This window comes from Chromatiaceae bacterium (genome assembly GCA_016714645.1).
Classification (GTDB): Bacteria; Pseudomonadota; Gammaproteobacteria; order Chromatiales; family Chromatiaceae; genus M0108.
In genome coordinates this window covers 212176-232276 of sequence record JADKCI010000002.1, presented here as the reverse complement: position 1 = coordinate 232276, position 20101 = coordinate 212176, and the positions used below count along the sequence as shown (strand labels likewise).

The window sequence follows — 20101 nt, the reverse complement described above, 5'->3', positions numbered from 1 at the left end:
AGGCATCGACAAAGCGCTCTGCGTGCCGGATGGCCAGGGCGTGATCGCGTTCTTCAGGGGTCAGCTTCAGCGGCGGCGCCGGGCGCGTTGCCCAGCGTCTCGGCCGCGCAGCCATCAGGGCCGGCCTGCTCCGCCAACAACTGGAGCTGATACTTGGCCGTAAACCGCCGCCGGCCGGCCTTCTCCACCACCTCCGGGTCCGGGACGACCAACCACCCCAGCGCCCCAGACAAAGTGATATTCGGAAAACCAAGTTACCAACCGAATTCCGGCAACGGACCGCACCAGCACTCTCCACCGCCAAGGCATCCCGTCTCAATTTTTCCAGCAACAATAAGACTCGACAAGGAGTGTCGACTCACTCCTCAAGCCTGACCCTCAGGAAGCTGGCAAAGCGGGGAATACCCTTGGCGGTGCGGCCCTGAAATTTGAAGGTGATCAGACTGCCCAGCCCGGGGGGATCGCGCCGTTGGCCGTGGCTAAAGCCGGTACCCAGGCGAAAGCGGGTGCCGTCGGCCTCCTCCACCAGGAGGGCGCCCAGCATGCCCTGGAAGCGGCCCTTGCCGGGCAGATGGCCAACTACCCGAGCCTCGGCGTCCAGATAGGGCTTGACCTTCAGCAGGTCATCGGAGCGCCCGGCCCGATAGTGGGAATCTTCCCGATGCAGCATCAGGCCCTCGCCGCCGCCGGCCACGACCTCCCGCAGCCGTGCCATGAGACTGGCGTGGTCAGGGACGCGGAACTGCTCGATGAGGACGAGATAGGGGCTGGGGGATGGCGTTAGCAGGACACGCAAGGCCGCCAGCCGCTGTCCGAAGGGCCCTTCCTGGTCGGGTAGGTCGAAGACCATGAAGCGCGCCTGGCCCCAGGCGACGGAGTCCGGCTCCCCCCGGCGCGCCGTCGCGGACATGTGCTCGAAGGTGCCCCGCCCCATCCAGAGTTCGCCATCCAGCGGGGTCGTGGGGAATCCCGCCAGAAACCAGGCCGGCACCTGGATGGGCCGGCCGCCCCGGCTGATGAGCCGTGCGCCGTCCCAACGGGCGCGCACGCCATCCAACTTCTCGCTGACCCAGAAGCGGTCAAGATCGATACCCGGATGGTAGCTGTTCGCCAGCAGGAGGGCGGGCGAGGCCGGATCTGGCGCGGGCGGCGGATCCAGGGCCCAGGCCGGGGCACCGCCTAACAGGCCCAGCCAGCCGAGCAGGATCAGACCCAGGGCAGGCCAAGGGCTTGAAAAAGGACGCCGGCGAGGGGAGACACCGGCCACGACGTCAGTGGCCTTTCGGGGCCGCGGCCTCTGGCAAGACGATATTGAGTTCCAGGACCTCGCGGGTCTCGTCTTGCTCGTAGTTGACCGAGATGGAGTTCATGTCCACATCCACATACTTGCGGATGACCTCCAGGAGTTCCCGTTGCAGTTGCGGCAAATAGGAGGGCTGATTGCGCGTAGCGCGATCATGGGCCACCAGGATCTGCAGCCGTTCCTTGGCGATCGCGGCGGTGCCCTTGTTGCGGTGGGATCGGAATAAGTCGAGCAGACCCATACCTTAACCCCCCAGCATCCGACTGAAGAAGCCCTTCTTCTTGATCTCCAGGAAGCGGTGAGGCAGATCCTCGCCCAGATAGCGCGCCACGGCGTCGCTATAGGCCTGGCCGGCATCGCTCTCCCGATCCATGATGACGGGCACGCCGGAGTTGGAGGCGGTGAGGACCGCCTTGGACTCCGGGATCACGCCCAGCAGGTCCAGCGACAGTATCTCGCGCACATCGCCCACGCTGAGCATCTCTCCCTTGGCGACCCGCTCCGGGGAATAACGGGTGAGGAGCAGATACTCGCGAATGGGCGGCTGGTTTTGCTCGGCGCGGCGCGACTTGCTGGAGAGGATGCCGAGCATGCGGTCCGAGTCACGCACCGAGGAGACCTCGGGGTTGGTCACCACCACGGCGTCGTCGGCGTAGTACATGGCCATATGGGCGCCATGCTCGATCCCCGCCGGGGAGTCGCAGACGATGTAGTCGAAGCTCTTACCCAAGTCCTCCAGGACCTTGCCGACGCCCTCCTTGGTCAGGGCGTCCTTGTCCCGGGTCTGGGAGGCGGGCAGGACATAGAGGGCATCGCACCGCTTGTCACGGATCAGGGCCTGATTGATATTCGACTCGCCATTGATGACGTTGATGAAGTCATAGACCACCCGCCGCTCGCACCCCATGATGAGGTCGAGGTTGCGCAGGCCCACGTCGAAGTCGATGACCACGGTGCGGTGCCCACGCTGAGCCAGGCCCATGGCCAGCGCGGCGCTGGTGGTGGTCTTACCCACGCCGCCCTTGCCGGATGTAATTACGATAGTTCTCGCCAATGTCTCGCCCTCCCTTAGGCGCGGGGGTTGTCTGGTACTTGCGGCGGATTGGATTGGTGCATGAATCCGCTTAGATTTTTTCAACGCGCAGTACATCCTGGTCGAGGAAGATCTGGACGGGAACGCCCTTGACATCTTCCGGGATATTTTCGCTGATGCGGTAATGACCCGCCACCGAGATGAGCTCGGCCCGCAGGTCCTGGCAGAAGATGCGCGCGCTGGTGTCACCCTTCATGCCTGCCATGGCCCGGCCCCGCAGGGGACCATAGACGTGGATATTGCCGTCCGCCATCAGTTCGGCGCCATTGCTCACCGGAGCGATGACCGAGAGGTCGCCGCCGGCGGCATAGACCCGCTGACCGGAGCGCACCGGACGGGTGACCAGGCGCTGGCTGGCGGTCGGGGCCGCTTCTTCGGGGACGGACCGGGCGGTGGCCGAGCGGGCGGGGGCCGGACTCGCCGTTTCCCGCGCGGGCGGGGTGCGGCGCACGAAGGCATCGCCCAGGATCGCCAACTCCATGGCCTGGGCGGCCTCGTGCTGTTCGTCGGTCCCGCCCCGGATTCCGACCGGGATCATGCCGAAGCCGCGCATCAGGCCGACGAGCTGGGGAAATTCCAGTTGTCCGGAACCCGGGGGCAGGCCAGACAGGTCGATGACCACGGGGGTGTTGCGAAAGAAGTCGGGCGCCTGATCGACCTTGACCGCCAACTGGTCCGCCACGACGTCCATATCAACCCCCAGGAGCCGAATCACGGGGAGGGTAAAGGTCGCGGCCTTGAGTTCAAAGACCGGGGTGGGGCTTGTCGCCCCTGTTGTTGATTTAAACGCCATCGGGTCGAGGAGTTCCTTGGATTCCGGAAACAATGCCAGGGCGGCCCGGAGGCAGCCTGGAAAAAACATCGCTCATCCTATCCGTTTGGGGCGGAAAGAAAAAGCGGCAAAGGCACCCGGGGCCAGCCCGGGGGCCGCCCGCGCTTCAACCCGGTGGCCACCGCAAGGGCCGTCCACCCAGCAGATGCAGGTGCAGATGGAAGACGGTCTGCCCCGCCGCGGCGTTGCAATTAATCACGGCCCGGTAGCCGGCGGCGGCTATGCCTTCCTGTTCCGCCACCCTGCGCGCGGCGAGGAAGAGCTTGCCGACGAGGGCCGCATCGCCCTCCTCCAGGTCGTTGAGGGTTGGGATGGGCTTGCGGGGGATCACCAGGACATGGGTCGGGGCCTGGGGATTCAGGTCCCGGAAGGCGACCACGTCCTCGTCCTGGTACAGGATATCCGCGGGAATCTCGCCGCGGGCGATTTTACCGAAAATAGTGTCCAACATCTCGTCTCCCGAAGAAAAAAAGGCCTGGGCCTCATACCCCCTGGCGCCCGGCGAAGGCATGCGCCAGGGTGCCGCCATCCACATATTCCAGTTCGCCCCCCAGGGGCACGCCATGGGCGATGCGGGTGGTGCGCACCTGGTGATCCGCCGCCATGCCAGCGATATATTGGGCGGTGGCGCTGCCCTCGACGGTGGGGCTGACGGCCAGAATCAATTCCTGGATCCGACCCTCGGCGAGGCGTGCCTCCAGGGCATCCAGCCCCAGTTCCCCCGGCCCGATGCCATCCAGGGGCGAGAGGCGCCCACCGAGCACGAAATAGAGCCCCCGGTAGCCCGTCGCCTGCTCGATGGCCACCATGGACGAGGGATGCTCGATGACGCACAGGAGGCCCGGGTCCCGGTTCGGGTTGGCGCACAGACCACAGAGGGCCTGCTCACTCAGGGTGCGGCAGCGGTCACAGCGGCGCACTCGCTCCATGGCCTCGGCCATGACCCTGGCCAAGTGGCGGCCACCGTCCCGGTCCCGCTCCAGCAGATGGAAGGCCATGCGCTGGGCGGATTTTGGCCCCACGCCGGGCAGGCAACGCAAGGCGTCCACGAGCTGATTGAGGAGCGAACGGTCCGACATGGTGGTGGGTTTCGGCCTAAGTCCCGAGACGGGTCAGAAAGGCATCTTGAAACCTGGGGGCAAGGGGATGTTACCCAGACCGCTGGTCAGGCTCGCCATCCCCTCCTGGGTCATTTCCCCCACCTTTTGCACGGCGCCGTTGACGGCCGCTGCGACGAGATCCTCCAGCATCTCCTTGTCGTCGGTCAGCAGGGAGGGGTCGATCTCGACTCGCTTGACCTCGTGCCGACCATTCATGGTGACCTTGACCATGCCGCCGCCGGACTCACCGGTGACCTCTTCCCGCCCCAGCCGTTCCTGGGTCTTCTGCAGGTCTTCCTGCATTTTCTGGGCTTGCTTGAGGATATTGCCTAATCCACCTTTCACGCTTGATTCACCTCTGTTTATCCAAGAATTTCGTGTCGTTTCCCGATCCCACCTGGCCCTTGGCCCCCGGCCCCCGGCCTAGCCCGGAGGCCGGACCGTGCCGGGCATGAGGCGGGCGCCCAGAGTGTCGCGCAAGGCGGCGGCGATCGGGTCATGGGCCATGGCCTCCTCCGCCGACCGCTGGCGGTCCCGCCGCGCGCGGTCGCGCCGTTGGGAGGGCGTCTCGCCCTCGGGCCGCGCGACCTGGATCTCCAGACGCAACCCCTCGCCCAGGACCGCCGCCAAGGCCGAGCGCAGGCGCTGTTCGGTGGTTTCCACCCGCAGCCGCTCGGAGGCCTGATCCAGGATGAGTCGCAAGCGCTGGCCATCCCAATCCACCAGTTCGCAATTGCGCGCCAGTTCGCTCGCCAGGCCACCCAGATCGAGCGCCGCTACCAGGGCGTGCCAGTGCTCCTTGTCCTCAAGACGGGGAGCGGCGGGGGCGCTGGCGGGCGGGCTGGTGTTGGGGGCCAGGCCGGAGGTTGCGACTGGCGCGAGCGGGGCGGTGGGGGCTGGCTGGCCACCAACCGCCACGGCTGGCGCCACGACAGCCGCGTCCCAATCCGCCCAGAGATCCGGCGGCGGGCCATCCTCCGCGGGCACCGGGTCCATGACCGGCGCGGACCGGGGGCGGGTCGGGACGGATTTAGGCGCGGCCAAGGCCACCCCGGGTCGCTGGGCCTGGAGGGCGACGCCAGAGCCTGTGGCGCTGATGGCTACTGGCGCGGGGGCCGGGGCCGTCGCTACTCCTGAGGTGGGGGCGGCGCCGCCCGGGCCGGATGCTCTGGCGCTTACTGTCCCTGGGGCCGGTGCCGGGGCTCTGGACCGGCCCGAACCAGGCTTGTCCAGGGTGGTCGCCAGACGGGCCGCCGCCAGGGCGGCGCTCGCCGGGGAGGCGCGACCTGGAGCGGGAGCGGGAACAGGCGCCGTCTCGGCGCTGGGGGTAGCCGTAACGGGGGGAACGCCAGGACTCACATCCAGGCGCTGCTCCCCCGCCGGTCCCGAGCCCGCCGCGCCGGTCGGCACCGCCGGTCGCGGTGGCAACGGAGCGCCCGGACGCGTCTGGACGCCGCCCGCGACTAGGCTACCCTTGCCCTCCTGGTCCACCGGCCGGAAGGCGAGCATCCGCAGCAGCACCATCTCCATGCCGGTACGCGGGTCCGGGGCCAGGGGCAGGTCCGCCTGCCCCAGGAGGGCAATCTGGTAAAAAAGCTGGAGGTCTTCCGGGGCCAGGACCCGCGCCAGGGCCTCCAGGGTCTCCCGTTCCGGGTCATCGGCGGCCAGGGTCGCCGGCACCTGCTGGAAGAGGGCGATGCGGTGCAGAAAGACCAGCAGTTCTTGCAGAAGGCCCCCAAAGTCCGGGGTCAACTCGTGGATGCGCCCCACCTCCTCGAGCAGGCGGGCACCATCCCGGCTGGCCAGCGCGGAGAGCAGATTCAGGCTCATGTCGCGCCCGACCGTGCCGAGCATGGCGCGGATGTCCTCGGCCCCCACCCGGCCGCCGCCGAAGGCAATGGCCTGATCGAGCAGACTCAGACCGTCGCGCATGCTGCCGTCCGCCGCCCGCGCCAGCAGGGCCAGGGCCTGATCCTCGTAGGGCAGGCCCTCGACCGTCAGGATGTGGGCGAGCTGGGCGCCGATCTCCTCCGGCACCAGGCGCTTGAGGTTGAACTGCAGGCAGCGCGACAGGACAGTCACCGGGACCTTTTGCGGGTCCGTGGTGGCGAGGAGGAATTTGACGTGGGGCGGCGGCTCCTCCAGCGTCTTCAGGAGGGCGTTGAAGCTGCTGGTGGAAAACATGTGGACCTCGTCGATAAGGTACACCTTGAAGCGGCCCTTGACCGGGGCGAAGGGGACATTGTCCAGCAGTTCGCGGGTCTGATCGACCCGGGTGCGGGAGGCGGCGTCCACCTCCAGCAGGTCCACGAACCGCCCTTCATCGATCTCCCGGCAGGAGGGACACTGACAGCAGGGCGTGGAGCTGACCCCCGCCTCGCAGTTCAGGGCCTTGGCCAGGATCCGCGCCAACGTGGTCTTGCCGACACCCCGGGTGCCGGTGAAGAGATAGGCATGATGCAGCCGGTCCTGATCCAGGGCATTGCCGAGCGCCCGCACCACATGGGCCTGTCCGACCATGTCCGCGAAGGACCGGGGGCGCCACTTGCGGGCCAGAACCTGATAGGACATGCGGGATGAATAAGGGCTGGTGGTTGGCGATGGAGGATGGGGGAGTTTAACCCATGGCGGGCGCTGGATCACGCGCGGAGACGGCGCTGGCCCTGGAAAGCAAGGGGACAGGCGGGCTCGGGAAGGTCGATTGAGGGCGGCGGGCCCCGCCAGCCACACCCCGGCACACACATCTACCGCTGCGGCTGCTCCCTTCCAGGCCTGACCGGGTTCACGGTTTCGCGTTGCGAGGGGACCGACGGGTCCGCCATCGAATCCGCCCTGGCACGAGCCTGGGCGGACAGACAAACTAACAAAGCCCGAGGAGGAAGACAAGCGGCGGTAGCGACAGAGGGCAAAAGGCGCCGCCCGCCCAGGGTCCCGGCCACCGCGAACAGGACCCTGACCAGGCGGATCCTCATCTAGAATTAAGGCATGGGCTGACGGCCATTGCAATCCCGCCGCCCCTCTCGCCCGCTTGCCCTTCAGACCCGCCCAAGACCCTAGCCACCATGACGCCGCAACAACGCTACCCCGAACCCTCTCCGGAGACCCAAAACCAGCTTAATCAGCGAGTGGGCCGCCTGCATCTCTGGCTACGCCAGGGCATCCAGCGTGATCATGTGGACCAGATCTTCGGCCGGGGGCGTAACTTCTTCCACATCGAGAACTGGTACTCCATTCACAGCCTGATGCGCCTGGCCCTGCAACTGACCGGCCTCTACGGCCGGGGCCGACGCAACGCGGCGGATATCCAGGTCCGGAGCAATCGGGTGAGGATTCCGGGCCTGCCCAGGCCTTTTTATGGCCTGCGCCTGCTGCATCTGAGCGATATCCATCTCGACATGGACCCGGAGATCCAGGCGGCCTTGATCAGCCGCGTGGCGGCGACCCCCCACGACCTGTGCGTCATCACCGGGGATTTCCGCGCCCGCACCCACGGCGACTGCCAGCCCGCGATCACCGCCCTGGAGCGGCTGAGGCCTCACCTGACGGGCCCGGTCTATGGGGTCCTGGGTAACCACGATTTCATCGAAATGGTACCAGGCCTGGAGGCCCTGGAGGTGCGGGTCCTGCTCAATGAATCCCTGCCCCTGGAGCGGGAGGGGACCTGCCTCTATCTGGCGGGCATCGACGACCCCCATTACTACCAGGCCGACAACCTGGAAAAGGCCGCAGACGACATCCCCCCGGGGGCCGTGGCCATCCTGCTCAGCCACTCACCGGAGATCTACCGCCACGCCGCCCATGCCGGCTTCAAGCTGATGCTCTGCGGACATACCCACGGCGGCCAGATCTGTCTGCCCGGGGGTATTCCGCTGACCTACAACGCCCATTGTCCCCGCCACCTGGGCCGAGGCCCCTGGCGGTGGGGCGAGATGCAGGGCTATACCTCCGTCGGCGCGGGTTCCTGCGTGGTCCCCGTCCGCTTCAACTGCCAGCCGGAGATCACGGTGCATCGGCTGGAGGGGGATGAGATCAGTGGGCGCGGTGACCGCCAATCCGATCCATCACCGCCATGAGGACGGAGGAGACGACAAAGGTCAAATGCAGGATGACGTACCAGAGAATCTTGTCATTCGGGGTCTGCTGGGCATTCATGAAGATTTGCAGCAGATGGATGGAGGAGATGGCGACGATGGAAGCCGAGACCTTGAGCTTGAGGGCGGTGGCATCCAGTTTGCCGAGCCAGTCGAGTTTTTTGCCCTCGTCGGCCAGTTCGATCTGGGAGACGAAATTTTCGTAACCCGAGAGCATGACCATAACCACCAGGCTGGCGACCAGCACCATGTCGATCATGGCCAGCACCGCCAGCACCATATCCGCTTCCGACATGGTCCAGACGTAGAAGAGTACGTGAAAGGCCTCCTGGAAAAACTTGACGCCGACTGCCAGCATGGCAATGGTCAGGCCGAGGTAAATGGGGGCGAGGATCCAGCGGCTGGCGAAGAGGGATTTTTCAATCCAGCGTTCAAACATGGGCTTACTACCTGTTGGGTTAGGGGGAACGCCCATCCGGGCTTTCGATGGAGTTGATGGGGAAGTGCCGGGAGGCGGGCCGCGAAGCCTGTCAAGGCCAGCGTGCAGGGCCCGACCGGCATCCTGGAGGCGGCTTAATCGGCGGCCTTCTTCTCCGGCGCCTTCTTGGGAGCCGAGTCGGAGGAGGTCTCGGACTTGCTCGCCGGGCTCTTGGACTCGGCACCGCCACTCGACTCCTTGCCGCCCGAGTCGTGCAGGTTCTTCTTGCCGCTCTTTTTGAAATCGGTCTCGTACCAGCCGCCACCCTTGAGGCGGAAGCCCGCCGCGGATATCAGCTTCTTGAGGGCGGGCTGACCGCAGGCGGGGCAATTGACCAGGGGGGCATCACTGAGCTTTTGCAGGGCTTCCATCGCGTGGCCACAGTGTTCGCAGCGGTATTCGTAGAATGGCATGTTAAATCCTCGTACATCGCCAAGTGCTAGGGACGCGCGGATGTTAGGGGTTCTGGCCAGAAATTCAAGCAGTCATCTGGATCCACCGCTCCCCGACGCCCGCCGGGGGCTTTGCAAAAGCAACCCTCAGCCCCATACACGAAGCGGTGGCCGCTGCCCTCGAAGACAGGCAACCGCTCGGGCTGGTCCTCCTCGGCAGTTGGCGGGACCCAATCCCTCGACTATGATTTGTGCCCAGCACTGCTGAGTTTTCGCTCTCCCGGGCCGGGTGGTGTCTGGCGGGGGACGCCGTGAATAGGTCCCTGTAGGCTTGGCGATAGCATCCCTGCTGCCGACACCCCCGCCAGCCCCCACCCGGCCCTCCTGTGAGCCCCGAGGCGCTATCGGCGCTGGTTATTGAGACCTTTAAAGCCTACAAAAACCAGTTCTTTCCCTTCAATTGCTCTGGAGATCGCCATGAAAAATGCCATTCAAGCCAGCCTGATCCCACTCGTGATGCTGGTGGGTCTGGGCGGAACCGCGGTCAGCGCTCAGCCATCGCCCGTCAGTACCATCCCTGACCCATCGGTCGCGCCGACCCTGGATGAGCGCGAACTGGAGCAGGCCATCCGCGAAGGCGAGACCGCTGGCGTCAACCGGGCGGAGTGGGTCATTGCCCCGGCCCCCGGTACTGCCCCGGCCCAGCCCGCCGCCCCCCTTTACGCCCCCGTACCGACCGAGATGGCCGTAGCGGCGCCCGCCCCCGGCGGGGCCTCCAGCGTGCCCTATATCAGTGGTGGGGTCGGCTATGACGAGCGCGCCCGCATGGAAGCGGCCAAATCCCAATACAATCTGAGGCTCCTGTTCGCGGTCAGCGGCTCGGGCAGTTATTTGTCCGCCGTCAAGGTGAGGGTCCAGGACCCCAGGGGCGCGACCCTGCTTGACGCCACCTCCAATGGCCCCTGGTTCTACGCCCAGTTACCCCCTGGCCCCTATGTCCTAACCCTTGACAACCAGGGCCAGATCCAGACGCGCCATATCAGAATTACGCCCCAGGGGGCGACGGTCGAGAACATCTACTGGGCCGGACCCCTGAGCGCCCTTCCCGAGGCGGGAACCAGCGATTGGGGCATCCAATCCGCGCCGGGCCAGGCCTCCGCGGCGATCCCGCCCATGCGGCCCCTCATGAGCCGCGGCGGTATCCCCTACCTCAGCGGCGGAGGCGACCCCGAGGAGAAGGCGCGCCTGGAGGCCAGCCAGGAGCCCTACAATCTGCGGCTTGTCTTCACGGTCACTGGCGCGGATCACAAGCCCCTGGCCATTGGCGTCCGCGTCCAGGAAGCCTCCAGCCACAGGACCCTGCTGGAGGCCGAGGCGACGGGGCCCCTCTTCTTTGCCAAGGTCCCCCAGGGTGAGTATCTCGTGACTCTGGATTACGGCGGCACAAAACATCAGCGGACCATGAAGGTTCCCGGTTATGGCGCCGCCACCGCCTCCTTCCAGTGGACGCATTGATGAACACCCGGAGTAACAGCAGCGAGTAGCACTACCCGTAACCGATGGCTCTAACCAGCGGTTACCGGCCTTAGGTCGCGGCGCGGAGGGTCTTCAGGGGCGGCCGGATCAGCAAAGGGTAAGTTGCCAGGGTTCCCGCCAGGCCGATAAAGAGGCCGGAGCCCAGGACGCCCACAAGCCAGAGCCGGGGGTTGAAACTGAACTCCAGGCCGAAGAGGTGTTCCGCCAGGAGCCAGCCGGTCACCTCGGCGAAGAGGGAGGCCAGAATGCCGGCCAGGATGCCGGAGGCCGTGAACTCCACGGCGAGACTGGTCAGCAGGGCCCGGCGGCCGGCCCCCAGGGTGCGCAGAATGCCATGTTCGAGGCGGCGCTCCTCGAGACTGGCCTGGATGCCGGCAAACATGACCAGGAGCCCGGCGGCCAGGGTGAAGAGAAAGACATACTCCACCGCCAACACCCCGCGTTCGACGACCTGGCGTACCTGATTGAGGATGGCATTCACGTCGAGCAGGGTGACACTCGGGAAACGCCGCACCAAATCTGGAATCAGGGTCTCCTGCTCCTGGGACAGGTGGAAGCTGGTGATGAAGGTAGCGGCCTCCCCCCCCAGCAGGGCGGGCGATGAGACCACGAAGAAATTGACGTTGAAGCTATCCCACTGGACCTTGCGCAGACTGGTGACCGGGGCGCTGAGCTCGCGGCCGGAGATGAGGAAGGTGATTTCGTCGCCCAGACGGATGCCGAGGGTCTCGGCGAGCCCCTCCTCCACCGAAAACTGCGGCGGCGCCTCGGCACCCGCCCACCAGTCGCCGGCGACCAACTGGTTATCGGACGGCAAGGCGAGGCTCTGGCTCAGATTGAACTCCCGCGCGGCCAGTTGCTGGGCGCGGGGATTGGCATAGGCGGAGGGCTCCACCGCATGCCCCTGGATGGCCACCAGCCGGCCCCGGATCATGGGATACAGCGCCACCGGACCAATGCCCGCCTCGCCCAGAAAGTCCTTGAGGGGCGCCACGTCATGGGGCTGGACGTTGATCAGAAAGTGATTGGGGGCCCCCGCCGGCAGCCGCTCCTGCCAGGCCCGCAGCAGATCGACGCGCACCACCGCCAGCAGGAGCAGGGCCAGGATGCCCAGGCCCAGGCCGGTGATATGGAGGACGGCCCCGCCAGGGCGGCGGGTGAAGCCCGCCAGACCCAGGCGCCAGACGCCCCGGGCACGCCCGGCGAGTCCCGCCGCGAGCCGCACCAGGACCAGCACACTCACGGCCAGGCTGGCGACCGCCCCCACCACCCCCGCCAGCAGCAGACCGGCGAGCCGGGGATCACCGGCCTGCCAGAGAATAAGAAGAGCGATGGCCAGAACGGCGGCCGCCACGGCGAGCAGGGTGGAACCCCGGGGCGGTCCCAAGTCGCGGCGCAAGGCCCGCAGGGGCGTGACCTTGGCCAATTGCAGCAAAGGCGGCAGGGCAAAGCCCAGGAGGGCGATCAACCCCGTGGTGATGCCGGCGAGCACTGGAGTTAGGGAAGGTGGCGGGAGGTCGGCGGGGAACCAGTCGGCCAGCAGGGCCATCAGCCCCACTTGGCCCAGCCACCCCAGGAGACAGCCCGCCAGACTAGCCAGGAGCCCGAACAGGACCAGCCGCAGCAGAAAGACCCGCCGCAGCAGGTGATGCGGCGCCCCGAGGCAACGCAGGATGGCCACGGCATCGATCTGGCGCTCGACGAAGCGATGGCTAGCCAGGGCGATGGCCGCCCCGGCGACGAGAAGGGTGACCAGGGTCGCCAGGCGCAGGAAGCGCCCGGCACGCTCCACGGCGGAGGCAAATTCAGGGCGGGCGCTGGCACTGTCCACCAGGCGCAGATGGGCTGGCAGGGGCTCAAGCTCCCGCTTGAAGCGCTCCAGGGCACGCGCGTCCCCGGCCACCAGCAGGCGATGCTCCGCGCGGCTGGCCTCGGAGACGAGGCCCGTGGCCGGTAGGTCGGCGAGGTTCATCATGACCCGGGGGGCCAGGGCGAAGAGGGCGCCGCCGCGATCGGGCTCCTCCCCCAGGATGGCGCCCAGGGGCAGGCGCGCGGCCCCCAGCCCAACCTCCGCGCCCAGGTCGGCGTCCAGGAGCAGCAGCAGCCGGGATTCGACCCAGACCTGGCCCGGGGGCGGTCCCGCCGTGACGGCCCGCTCGGGGGCGTCGAAGCCATCGCGCACCTTGAGCCGCCCGCGCAGGGGGTAGCCGGGCTCCACGGCCTTGACCTCCACGAGCTGCGGCCCCTGCTCGCCCATGACGATACTGCGAAAGGCGATTATTTGGGACGTGGCGAGGCCCAGCGCCTCCGCCCGCTGACGATAGGTGGCCGGCAGGGGCGTGGATGACTCCAGGAGGAGATCGGCGGCGATGAGGTCGCCGCCCTGGCGGGTCATGGCCTGTTCGACCCGGTCCGTGAAGAAACCCACGGCGGTGATGGCGGCGACCGTCAGGATCAGGGCCGCGGCGAGCAGATGGAGTTCGCCACTGCGTCCATCCTGGCGCAGCAGTCGCAGGGCAATACGCCAGGTCATCATGGGGCGGGCTCCAGATGGCCGGCGGTCATGCGTAGCCGGCGGTCGCAAAGGGTGGCGAGCCGGGGGTCGTGGGTGACCAGCACCAGGGCGGCCCCGGCCTGGCGGCGCAGGTCCAGCAGCAGGTCGATGATCTGGTCGCCGGTGACCTGATCCAGGTTGCCGGTGGGTTCGTCGGCGAAGAGCACCTGGGGGCGGGGGGCATAGGCGCGGGCGATGGCGACGCGCTGCTGTTCACCACCCGAGAGTTGCCGGGGGTAATGGCGGGCCCGGGGGGTGAGTCCGACGCGCTCCAAGGCCTCGTCGGCGCGGCGGGGGGCATCCGCCGCCCCGGTCAACTCCAGGGGCAGCAAGACGTTTTCCCGCGCGGTGAGGGTCGGCAGGAGCTGGAAGTTCTGGAAGACGAAGCCGACCCGGCCCCCGCGCAGGGCGGCGCGGCCATCCTCGTCCAGGGTATCCAGGGACTGGCCACAGAGCCAGACGGAACCGGCGGAGGCATTGTCGAGGCCGGCCAGGAGCCCCAGCAGGGTGGACTTGCCGGACCCCGAGGCACCGAGGATGGCCACGGCTTCCCCGGCCTGGATGTCCAGGTCGAGCCCTTCCAGGATGGTCAAGACGCCGGCTGGGCCTGTAACATGTTTGGCCAATCCCACCGCCCTGGAAACGGCCGCCGCCGCGGGTGCTGACATGATGCCTCTACTCCTACTGATTGGTTTGTGGTTGCCCGCCCTGGCCTTGGGGGAGGAGCCGACCCCCGCGTCCCCGGCCCCAGTCATCCTGGTGCTCGGCGATAGCCTGAGCGCCGGTTATGGCCTGGACCCCAGGCAAGGTTGGGTGTGGCTCCTGGAGGAGCGCCTCCGGGAACGGGGTCTTCCATACCGCGTCGTCAACGCCAGCATCTCGGGGGAGACCACCGCCGGGGGGCGGACCCGACTCCCGGCCCTCCTGGTCCAGCACCAGCCCGCCCTGCTGGTGATCGAACTGGGGGCCAACGACGGGCTGCGCGGGCTGGGGTTCGGGGTCATCCGGGATAATCTGACGGCGATCATACGGGCTGGGCGGGAGAGTGGCGCCCAGGTCCTGTTGAGCGCCATCCGCCTGCCGCCCAACTACGGTGCGGCCTACAACGACGTCTTTCAAGCTTTGTTCCAGGAGGTCGCCCAGGCCGAAGGGGTGCCCCTGGTCCCGGATTTCCTCGCCGGCATCGCCGAGGATCGTAGCCTCATGCAGGCCGATGGCCTGCATCCCACCGCCCAGGCCCAACCCCGGATCCTCGCCAATGTCTGGCCGGTGTTGGAACCGCTGCTGTAAACCACCCCCCGGGATTACCGGGGATTGCTGCGCCATCGGCTCGGCATAGGCTATCTACTTACCGGCGCCGGCACCTTAGCCAGCATGATGTCCTTCATCGTCGCCTCTCCCTATGTCTACATCGTGCTGCACCAGGTGCCGACCTCCTGGTTCGGGGTCTTGTTCGGCGCCAACGTGGCGGCGGCCAAGGTCACGAAGCGATCAACACCCGCCTGGTGACGCGCCTGGGGGCGGCGCGCCTCCGGCGCCTTGGTCTCATGGTGCAGATGCCGGCCGCCCTGGTGCTGCTTGCTCTCGCCCTGCTGGGGATGCCGCCTCTCTGGGCGATCGTGCTGGCGACACTCCTCAACCAGGGGATGGTCGGGATGGCGCTCGGCAACGCCATGGCCGCCTACATGACCCTCTTTGCGCGCATAGCGGGCACTGCATCCGCCTTCTCCGGGGCAGCGCGCTTCGGATTCGGCACCGCCGTCGGCTCGGTGGTCAGCCTGGCCCATGACGGGTCCGCGCGCCCCTTGCTGCTCGGCATGGCCCTCCCCGGACTCTTGGCGGGGACAAGCTACTGGCGCTGCTCTGTCGCGCACCCTCGGCGTCACCCCGCTGAGGACTCAAAACTGTTGCCGCCTGGTTTCCCGGCGGTGCCACAAGATCGTCACCTTAGCCATGTCCGGGTGCCGTACCAACGCTCCGGACCCAGTCTCACCGCCACGCCCATGAGTGCCGCGGACGCCGCTGTGATCGACGAGCTGGCGCGGGACGCGCTGGCCCAGAACCCGGACCTGCCGGGCCTGTGGATCGGGGTCTGGGACTCGGCCAAGGGCTTCTACACGCAGGCCTCCGGCGAGGGGGTCAAGGGCGGCGCCAAGGCGACCATCGACGATCACCGCCGCATCGGCAGCGTGACCAAGACCTCCACCGTCGTTGCCGTCCTGGAGCAGGTCGCCGCGGGCAGGCTGAAGCTCGAGTCCAGGATCGGGGAGGTCCTGCCGGACCTCGCTACCCGGTACCTCGCCATCCCCGGCATCACCGTCGATCAGCTCGCGGGGGTGCGCAGGGGCATCCTGGACTATGCCAACACGGGCATCGTGGTCAAAGGCGTCGTCGCCGACCCGACGCGGGTCTGGACCGCGGACGACCTCATCGAAGCGGCGATGACCCTGCTGCGCACCCTCCAGTTCGGGTTGAGCCAGCCGGTACTGGAGCACAAGGGGCTGCCCGCCGCCCTGGAGTGGCTGGCCGCCAGCACCCAGGCGCGCTGGGGCATCCCGATGACCTACACGCTGGCCGGACCCCCGCCGGCGCTGTCGCGGTCCCCGCGTAAGCAAGGGCCCCGCCACGTAACGCCGAGCCCCACCGTGACCCTCAGCCTGATCCTGTGCGACGACCACACCCTGTTCCGCGAAGGGCTGGCGTCCCTGATTACCCGCGAGCCGGGCTGGCAGGTCCTGGCCCCAGGCCGCCGACGGGGCCGAGGCGGTGCACCTGGCCACCGCGCTCAGGCCCGACGTGGCGGTGGTCGATCTGGCTATGCCGGGCATGAACGGCATCGACGCGGCGGCATCGATCCGCGTCGCCGCCCCGGCGACCTGCATCGTCGCCGTCTCTATGTATGCCGATGCCCATTATCTGCAACGCATGATGGCGGCCGAAGCCAGGGCCTATGTGTTGAAGAACGAGGCCAGCGCCGACCTGATCCAGGCCATCCGCGCCCGGATCATGATGAAGCTGCGCATCGACACCCTGGCCGGCCTGGTGCGCTTCGCCAACCCGGCCGGGATAGCCCCGGTCGAGTAGGCCCGGGGCATCGCGCCAGGGGCCGCGGGCGCAGGGCAGTCAGGGCGGGGGCTACGCGGTAGACCCCGGGCGCCCCCTGGGCTGCGGCCCAAGCGGCGGGGGCGCTGCTGCGCTGCTTGCAGTTCGCGGAACATTCACCTAATTTGGCCAAATCGGACCAAGCTATCGGAAGTCCCCATGCAGAACATCTCCGCCCACGACGCCAAGGCACGCTTCGGCCAACTGCTGGACAGGGCCCGGAGCGAGCCCGTGGTCATCGAGCGCCACGGTCGAGCCGTTGCTGTCGTCCTCTCCAAGGAGGAGTACGACGACCTGAACGACATCAAACTCCGGCAACTGCGCACGGAAATCCACCTGGGGCTCGCGGACCTTGAGCGTGGCGCCTCTACCGACTTCGCGGCGAACGAGCTACCGAGGCTCGCCGAGCGGATCAAGGCCGCTGGCCGCGAGCGCCTTATGAAGACGTGATCTATCGGCTTTCGGCCAAGGCGCAAGCGGATCTCGCGGGGATCTGGGTCCACTCGGCCGAACGCTGAAACTACGAGCAGGCCGATCAGTACCTTGATGCCATGATGGGCCGTTTCGACTGGCTCCGCGACAACATGTCGCTGTGGAAGCGTAGGCCGGACATCGGCAAGGGGCTGTACAGCTATCCGCAACAGAGCCATGTGATCTACTTTCGAGTCCAGGGCGGTATGCCAGGTCTGATCGAGATCGTGCGCGTACTGCATGGGCGGATGGAACCAACCCGGCGTGTCCGATGACCCGCGCCGGAATCCCCAGGCCCTGCCAATCAGGCGACCTTGCGCCCAGGTTACGCGATGGCACCCTGTCCCGCGAGCAACTTCTCGATGGACCTGTCCTCGTCGGCCTCTGCGGCGCAGCGGCCGTTGACCAGAGGGCCCAGTTCCGCGACGATCATCTGCCTCGGGTTGGCCGGTCCCGACAGTGCCCGCACGTATCGCGGGGGTGTGTTGAGCCCTCGGGTGCTCGCAAAGTGGCTTGAGCACGGGGAGTAGGAGCCCCAGCCACCGGCTCTTCGCTCTTGGCCGCCGCATGGGCCAGTGGTCTACCGCCGAGCCCGAGCGCGACTTGGCGACGTTGCTCCGGCTGGGCTGGGAGACCCGGCGCCAGATTGGCTCGCACCGAAACCAGAGCATTCGGGCGAAATAGGTATACTGGCCCCGGAATTCCCGGTGGGCCTTGACTAATGGGGTATTGCTTGCGTTTTCCCTTGCAGATCACCTTCCTTCGATGCTAGGTTCCCCCTGACCCCAGCCCGCCGTGCGGTCGCCTTTCCCGTTATCGTTCCCATTGTGCCTGTTCAAAACCTCAAGAAAAGCCCCTCGCGCGCACTGCGGGAGGCGGAGCTTGCCCCGGAGCTGATCCTCAAGGGGCACGAGCCCAACGCGGTGTTGCTGCATCTTGACGCCTCCCTTACCGAAGCTGAACAGGGCCTCCGTCCTGCCCTCGCCGCCGGGTTGTTGCGCGACGGCCTTCTCTCACTCGGCGCGGCGTCGAAAATGAGCGGGCTGGCCCTCGCCGATTTTATCCGTCATCTGGGCTCGCTCGGAATAGATGTCGCCGCACCTAACGAAACCACCGCCCACGAACAGCAAGACCTCTCTGCATGGCTGGCGTCCTGATTGACGCCGGACCGCTCATCGCCCTGGCCGGGGTCGAAGCCCTGGGGCTCCTGCGTAACCTGTTCTACGAGGTTCAGATTCCGCGAGCCGTTTTCGAGGAGTGCAGCGCCAAGGCGGGATTGGACCGGGCCCTGCTGACCGGGCGCGAGCGTGAGGTGCCGCGGCTCCTGGCCCAGCAATGGGTCGATTACGAACCTTCCCACCCTGTCTCGCACGGTGCCGAAATGTGACGAAGATAGGCGAATTTCGGGGATAGTACACGTAGTTCATGGCCACGACGACTGTGTCCGCTAACCACTCGTCTACGGACCCCAGCCGGCGAAGCGCTGGGGTCTGCAAGGGGTCGGCGCCTGTCAGCGACCCGTCACCATGGCTTGGAGCTGGCTCCAGCTCAGAAAGAGTTTGTTGTTATGGCCGGGTAGAGGGCGGAAGTCCCAACGCCGGTAGAATCTCTGGGCCTCGTTATCGATGCAATCGAGGATCACCGCGACGAAGGGAAAGGTCTGGCCAGCGTCGTAGCTATCCCTCAGGGCCTGGGCGAGCAGGCAGCGCCCATGGCCGTGACACTGATCGGAGTCTCGAATGCCGAACCAGGCCACGACGGCAACTGGTAGATTGCGGCGCGGTAGGCGCCGGATGAGTTCCGGCGGTAGATCGGCAAAATCGACCTGAGACGTGGCGAGAGTATAGAACCCCGCGATAGTCTAGACCGGATCGATCAGGACTTTGGTTGCGGAAAGGTGCTTCTCCTGATTCTGCAGCCCCTTGCTCGCGAGCCAATCATCGACCTGAGCCTGGCCACTGCGAAACGCCGATCTCTGGTGATCCCGTCGCAGTGGTTCGATGCGGTATCCAGGCGGGAAACGGACGGCGCTCATTCGCCGCGTATCAGCGCGCCGAGGGCCTGCTGCGCGGCAGTGAGGGCGAGCGGCTCTTGAAGCGCTTGCCAGAACGCTTGCTGCTCGGCCGGTGTCAACACGATGACCTGCTGCTCCGCGGCATGGATCTCGCGACGGGCCTGGGCGACAACGACCGAGCGGACATAGTCGCTGACGCTCACGTGGCGCAGTCCCGCCGCCCGGGCGACGCAGGTCTTGCTGTCCGGGTCGAGACGGACCATGAGGCTAGTTGAAGCGTTGGCCATGATACGGATAGCCATGCTGAAGGTGAGAGTCGTCAATGTAGAGCGCTATGCAGTACCTTGCAAGGGGGCGTGGGTCCGACGGACCGCGCGGGCCTTGGGACCGCACTTTAGGGTATCGTCGGGATTGGTCCGGCGTCCGTTACGGCCGCAACCGGAGATGTGATCCTCCGTTAGGCCCCCGGGTTGGCAGCCTCATCCAACAGGACGGTGACCCGCTGGCCATGGCAGACGCGGGTTATAGGCAATTCCTCCCCAGCCTGCCAGCGCTCAAGGGCCTCGCGCTTGCCGGCGCCGGCGGCGAGCACCAGCAGGTACCGGCTGCTCTGGAGAGCCCCCAGGCCCAGACTGACCCGATCGGGGGGTAGTTTCGGCGCCCCATGGACCGCCACCGTCAGGGCTTCGGGATTCAGAGGCTGTCCCGGAAAAAGACTGGCGGTATGGCCGTCCTCGCCGACGCCGAGAAGCACCAGGTCGAAGGGGACCGCCGCCGCCACGATCCGGGCATAAGCGGCCGCCGCCACCTCGGCCCCCTGCTCCGCCGGGATGGGATGGACCTTGCGCTTGTTCAGCGGGACCTGGGACAGGATCGCCCCCTCGGCCATTTGGCTATTGCGCTCGGCGTGATCCGCCGGCAGACAGCGCTCATCGCCAAAGTAAAATTCCCAGAGATTCCAGTCGGCGCCCTGTTGGGCCAGCAGCCGGTAGGCCGCCTCGGGAGTCCGCCCGCCGGCCAGCACCAGGCGAAACCGGCCCCGTTGCGCGATAGCCTCGGCGGCCGTCTCGGCGATCAGTCGCGCCGCCCCCAGCGCCACGGCATCGGCATCCGCCAAGACCCGCCAGCCCATCAG

At 67.0% G+C, this 20101-nt stretch carries 23 protein-coding genes, 1 other RNA gene and 2 pseudogenes; 9 read left to right on the top strand and 17 right to left on the bottom strand.

Annotated features, from left to right (window positions below; all coding sequences use genetic code 11):
• Positions 1-53: 53 nt before the first annotated feature.
• The 10 genes from IPN92_08050 to ffs form a co-directional block, all read right to left on the bottom strand.
• Positions 54-233, bottom strand: coding sequence for a hypothetical protein (locus tag IPN92_08050; GenBank protein ID MBK8638233.1), 180 nt, complete (start codon positions 231-233; stop codon positions 54-56).
• Between the two features lie 125 nt (positions 234-358).
• Entirely contained in the window at positions 359-1210 is an 852-nt protein-coding gene (locus tag IPN92_08045; protein ID MBK8638232.1) for a DNA ligase, read from the bottom strand.
• Positions 1211-1271: 61 nt separating this feature from the next.
• Complete coding sequence (gene minE, locus IPN92_08040; GenBank protein MBK8638231.1) at positions 1272-1544, bottom strand: cell division topological specificity factor MinE; 273 nt, start codon at positions 1542-1544, stop codon at positions 1272-1274.
• 3 nt (positions 1545-1547) lie between these two features.
• Positions 1548-2357: a septum site-determining protein MinD gene (minD, locus tag IPN92_08035; protein ID MBK8638230.1), complete on the bottom strand. Its 810-nt coding sequence runs from the start codon at positions 2355-2357 to the stop codon at positions 1548-1550.
• 70 nt (positions 2358-2427) lie between these two features.
• Positions 2428-3189, bottom strand: coding sequence for a septum site-determining protein MinC (gene minC / locus IPN92_08030; protein MBK8638229.1), 762 nt, complete (start codon positions 3187-3189; stop codon positions 2428-2430).
• Positions 3190-3334: 145 nt separating this feature from the next.
• Positions 3335-3679 carry a histidine triad nucleotide-binding protein gene (locus tag IPN92_08025; GenBank protein ID MBK8638228.1) on the bottom strand — a complete coding sequence of 115 codons (345 nt, stop codon included), beginning with the start codon at positions 3677-3679 and terminating at the stop codon, positions 3335-3337.
• A gap of 31 nt (positions 3680-3710) precedes the next feature.
• A complete protein-coding gene (recR, locus tag IPN92_08020) occupies positions 3711-4307 on the bottom strand; it encodes a recombination protein RecR (protein MBK8638227.1) in 597 nt (198 codons plus the stop codon).
• A gap of 33 nt (positions 4308-4340) precedes the next feature.
• The gene (locus IPN92_08015) at positions 4341-4673 is read right to left on the bottom strand and encodes a YbaB/EbfC family nucleoid-associated protein (GenBank protein ID MBK8638226.1); all 333 of its coding nucleotides are present in this window, start codon (positions 4671-4673) and stop codon (positions 4341-4343) included.
• Positions 4674-4751: 78 nt separating this feature from the next.
• Positions 4752-6899: a DNA polymerase III subunit gamma/tau gene (dnaX, locus tag IPN92_08010; protein MBK8638225.1), complete on the bottom strand. Its 2148-nt coding sequence runs from the start codon at positions 6897-6899 to the stop codon at positions 4752-4754.
• A gap of 144 nt (positions 6900-7043) precedes the next feature.
• Positions 7044-7140, bottom strand: an RNA gene (gene ffs / locus IPN92_08005) — signal recognition particle sRNA small type.
• Between the two features lie 250 nt (positions 7141-7390).
• Between ffs and IPN92_08000 the strand changes: the two genes are divergently transcribed.
• The gene (locus tag IPN92_08000; protein MBK8638224.1) at positions 7391-8401 is read left to right on the top strand and encodes a metallophosphoesterase family protein; all 1011 of its coding nucleotides are present in this window, start codon (positions 7391-7393) and stop codon (positions 8399-8401) included.
• Here IPN92_08000 and IPN92_07995 read toward each other — a convergent pair.
• Both IPN92_07995 and IPN92_07990 read right to left on the bottom strand, forming a co-directional pair.
• On the bottom strand, positions 8358-8858 hold the full coding sequence (locus IPN92_07995; GenBank protein ID MBK8638223.1) for a TIGR00645 family protein: 501 nt from the start codon (positions 8856-8858) through the stop codon (positions 8358-8360). The genes IPN92_08000 and IPN92_07995 overlap by 44 nt on opposite strands.
• Positions 8859-8992: 134 nt before the next feature.
• Positions 8993-9310: a zinc ribbon domain-containing protein gene (locus IPN92_07990; protein MBK8638222.1), complete on the bottom strand. Its 318-nt coding sequence runs from the start codon at positions 9308-9310 to the stop codon at positions 8993-8995.
• Between the two features lie 456 nt (positions 9311-9766).
• Between IPN92_07990 and IPN92_07985 the strand changes: the two genes are divergently transcribed.
• Complete coding sequence (locus IPN92_07985) at positions 9767-10804, top strand: hypothetical protein (GenBank protein MBK8638221.1); 1038 nt, start codon at positions 9767-9769, stop codon at positions 10802-10804.
• Between the two features lie 70 nt (positions 10805-10874).
• On the opposite strand, the gene IPN92_07980 is transcribed toward IPN92_07985, so the two are convergent.
• The gene (locus IPN92_07980; GenBank protein MBK8638220.1) at positions 10875-13361 is read right to left on the bottom strand and encodes an FtsX-like permease family protein; all 2487 of its coding nucleotides are present in this window, start codon (positions 13359-13361) and stop codon (positions 10875-10877) included.
• Positions 13358-14047 carry an ATP-binding cassette domain-containing protein gene (locus tag IPN92_07975; protein MBK8638219.1) on the bottom strand — a complete coding sequence of 230 codons (690 nt, stop codon included), beginning with the start codon at positions 14045-14047 and terminating at the stop codon, positions 13358-13360. Before IPN92_07975 ends, IPN92_07980 begins: the two co-directional genes overlap by 4 nt.
• Between IPN92_07975 and IPN92_07970 the strand changes: the two genes are divergently transcribed.
• The 7 genes and pseudogenes from IPN92_07970 (at position 14046) to IPN92_07940 (ending at position 18339) form a co-directional block, all read left to right on the top strand.
• Positions 14046-14669, top strand: coding sequence for an arylesterase (locus IPN92_07970; GenBank protein ID MBK8638218.1), 624 nt, complete (start codon positions 14046-14048; stop codon positions 14667-14669). The two genes, IPN92_07975 and IPN92_07970, sit on opposite strands and share 2 nt — an antisense overlap.
• A 24-nt stretch (positions 14670-14693) precedes the next feature.
• Positions 14694-14888, top strand: coding sequence for a hypothetical protein (locus IPN92_07965; GenBank protein MBK8638217.1), 195 nt, complete (start codon positions 14694-14696; stop codon positions 14886-14888).
• A gap of 38 nt (positions 14889-14926) precedes the next feature.
• Positions 14927-16525 (top strand): serine hydrolase, encoded by a 1599-nt coding sequence (locus tag IPN92_07960; GenBank protein MBK8638216.1) that lies wholly within the window; start codon positions 14927-14929, stop codon positions 16523-16525.
• A gap of 115 nt (positions 16526-16640) precedes the next feature.
• Positions 16641-16931 (top strand): type II toxin-antitoxin system Phd/YefM family antitoxin, encoded by a 291-nt coding sequence (locus IPN92_07955; protein ID MBK8638215.1) that lies wholly within the window; start codon positions 16641-16643, stop codon positions 16929-16931.
• Positions 16928-17227 (top strand): annotated as a pseudogene (locus tag IPN92_07950) (type II toxin-antitoxin system RelE/ParE family toxin). The gene IPN92_07955 and the pseudogene IPN92_07950 overlap by 4 nt, the downstream one beginning before the upstream one ends.
• Positions 17228-17779: 552 nt before the next feature.
• Entirely contained in the window at positions 17780-18109 is a 330-nt protein-coding gene (locus tag IPN92_07945) for a UPF0175 family protein (protein ID MBK8638214.1), read from the top strand.
• Positions 18094-18339, top strand: a complete 246-nt coding sequence (locus IPN92_07940) for a hypothetical protein (GenBank protein MBK8638213.1) — start codon at positions 18094-18096, stop codon at positions 18337-18339. Before IPN92_07945 ends, IPN92_07940 begins: the two co-directional genes overlap by 16 nt.
• Before the next feature lie 123 nt (positions 18340-18462).
• Here the strand turns inward: IPN92_07940 and IPN92_07935 are convergent.
• From IPN92_07935 to pgl, 3 genes and pseudogenes are all read right to left on the bottom strand, one after another.
• Positions 18463-18987 (bottom strand): annotated as a pseudogene (locus IPN92_07935) (N-acetyltransferase).
• Positions 18984-19253 carry a DUF1778 domain-containing protein gene (locus IPN92_07930; GenBank protein ID MBK8638212.1) on the bottom strand — a complete coding sequence of 90 codons (270 nt, stop codon included), beginning with the start codon at positions 19251-19253 and terminating at the stop codon, positions 18984-18986. Before IPN92_07930 ends, IPN92_07935 begins: the two are co-directional and overlap by 4 nt.
• Before the next feature lie 170 nt (positions 19254-19423).
• Positions 19424-20098 carry a 6-phosphogluconolactonase gene (pgl, locus tag IPN92_07925; GenBank protein ID MBK8638211.1) on the bottom strand — a complete coding sequence of 225 codons (675 nt, stop codon included), beginning with the start codon at positions 20096-20098 and terminating at the stop codon, positions 19424-19426.
• Between the last annotated feature and the right edge of the window lie 3 nt (positions 20099-20101).

Excerpts from the sequence above, each read along its gene's own strand:
- minE (MBK8638231.1), bottom strand. The coding sequence starts at position 1,544 with ATGGGTCTGCTCGACTTATTCCGATCCCACCGCAACAAGGGCACCGCC.
- minC (MBK8638229.1), bottom strand. The coding sequence starts at position 3,189 with ATGGCGTTTAAATCAACAACAGGGGCGACAAGCCCCACCCCGGTCTTT.
- IPN92_08025 (MBK8638228.1), bottom strand. The coding sequence starts at position 3,679 with ATGTTGGACACTATTTTCGGTAAAATCGCCCGCGGCGAGATTCCCGCG.
- recR (MBK8638227.1), bottom strand. The coding sequence starts at position 4,307 with ATGTCGGACCGTTCGCTCCTCAATCAGCTCGTGGACGCCTTGCGTTGC.
- dnaX (MBK8638225.1), bottom strand. The coding sequence starts at position 6,899 with ATGTCCTATCAGGTTCTGGCCCGCAAGTGGCGCCCCCGGTCCTTCGCG.
- IPN92_08000 (MBK8638224.1), top strand. The coding sequence starts at position 7,391 with ATGACGCCGCAACAACGCTACCCCGAACCCTCTCCGGAGACCCAAAAC.
- IPN92_07995 (MBK8638223.1), bottom strand. The coding sequence starts at position 8,858 with ATGTTTGAACGCTGGATTGAAAAATCCCTCTTCGCCAGCCGCTGGATC.
- IPN92_07990 (MBK8638222.1), bottom strand. The coding sequence starts at position 9,310 with ATGCCATTCTACGAATACCGCTGCGAACACTGTGGCCACGCGATGGAA.
- IPN92_07985 (MBK8638221.1), top strand. The coding sequence starts at position 9,767 with ATGAAAAATGCCATTCAAGCCAGCCTGATCCCACTCGTGATGCTGGTG.
- IPN92_07980 (MBK8638220.1), bottom strand. The coding sequence starts at position 13,361 with ATGATGACCTGGCGTATTGCCCTGCGACTGCTGCGCCAGGATGGACGC.
- IPN92_07970 (MBK8638218.1), top strand. The coding sequence starts at position 14,046 with ATGATGCCTCTACTCCTACTGATTGGTTTGTGGTTGCCCGCCCTGGCC.
- IPN92_07975 (MBK8638219.1), bottom strand. The coding sequence starts at position 14,047 with ATGTCAGCACCCGCGGCGGCGGCCGTTTCCAGGGCGGTGGGATTGGCC.
- IPN92_07960 (MBK8638216.1), top strand. The coding sequence starts at position 14,927 with ATGGTGCAGATGCCGGCCGCCCTGGTGCTGCTTGCTCTCGCCCTGCTG.
- IPN92_07955 (MBK8638215.1), top strand. The coding sequence starts at position 16,641 with ATGCAGAACATCTCCGCCCACGACGCCAAGGCACGCTTCGGCCAACTG.
- IPN92_07940 (MBK8638213.1), top strand. The coding sequence starts at position 18,094 with ATGGCTGGCGTCCTGATTGACGCCGGACCGCTCATCGCCCTGGCCGGG.
- IPN92_07930 (MBK8638212.1), bottom strand. The coding sequence starts at position 19,253 with ATGGCCAACGCTTCAACTAGCCTCATGGTCCGTCTCGACCCGGACAGC.
- pgl (MBK8638211.1), bottom strand. The coding sequence starts at position 20,098 with ATGGGCTGGCGGGTCTTGGCGGATGCCGATGCCGTGGCGCTGGGGGCG.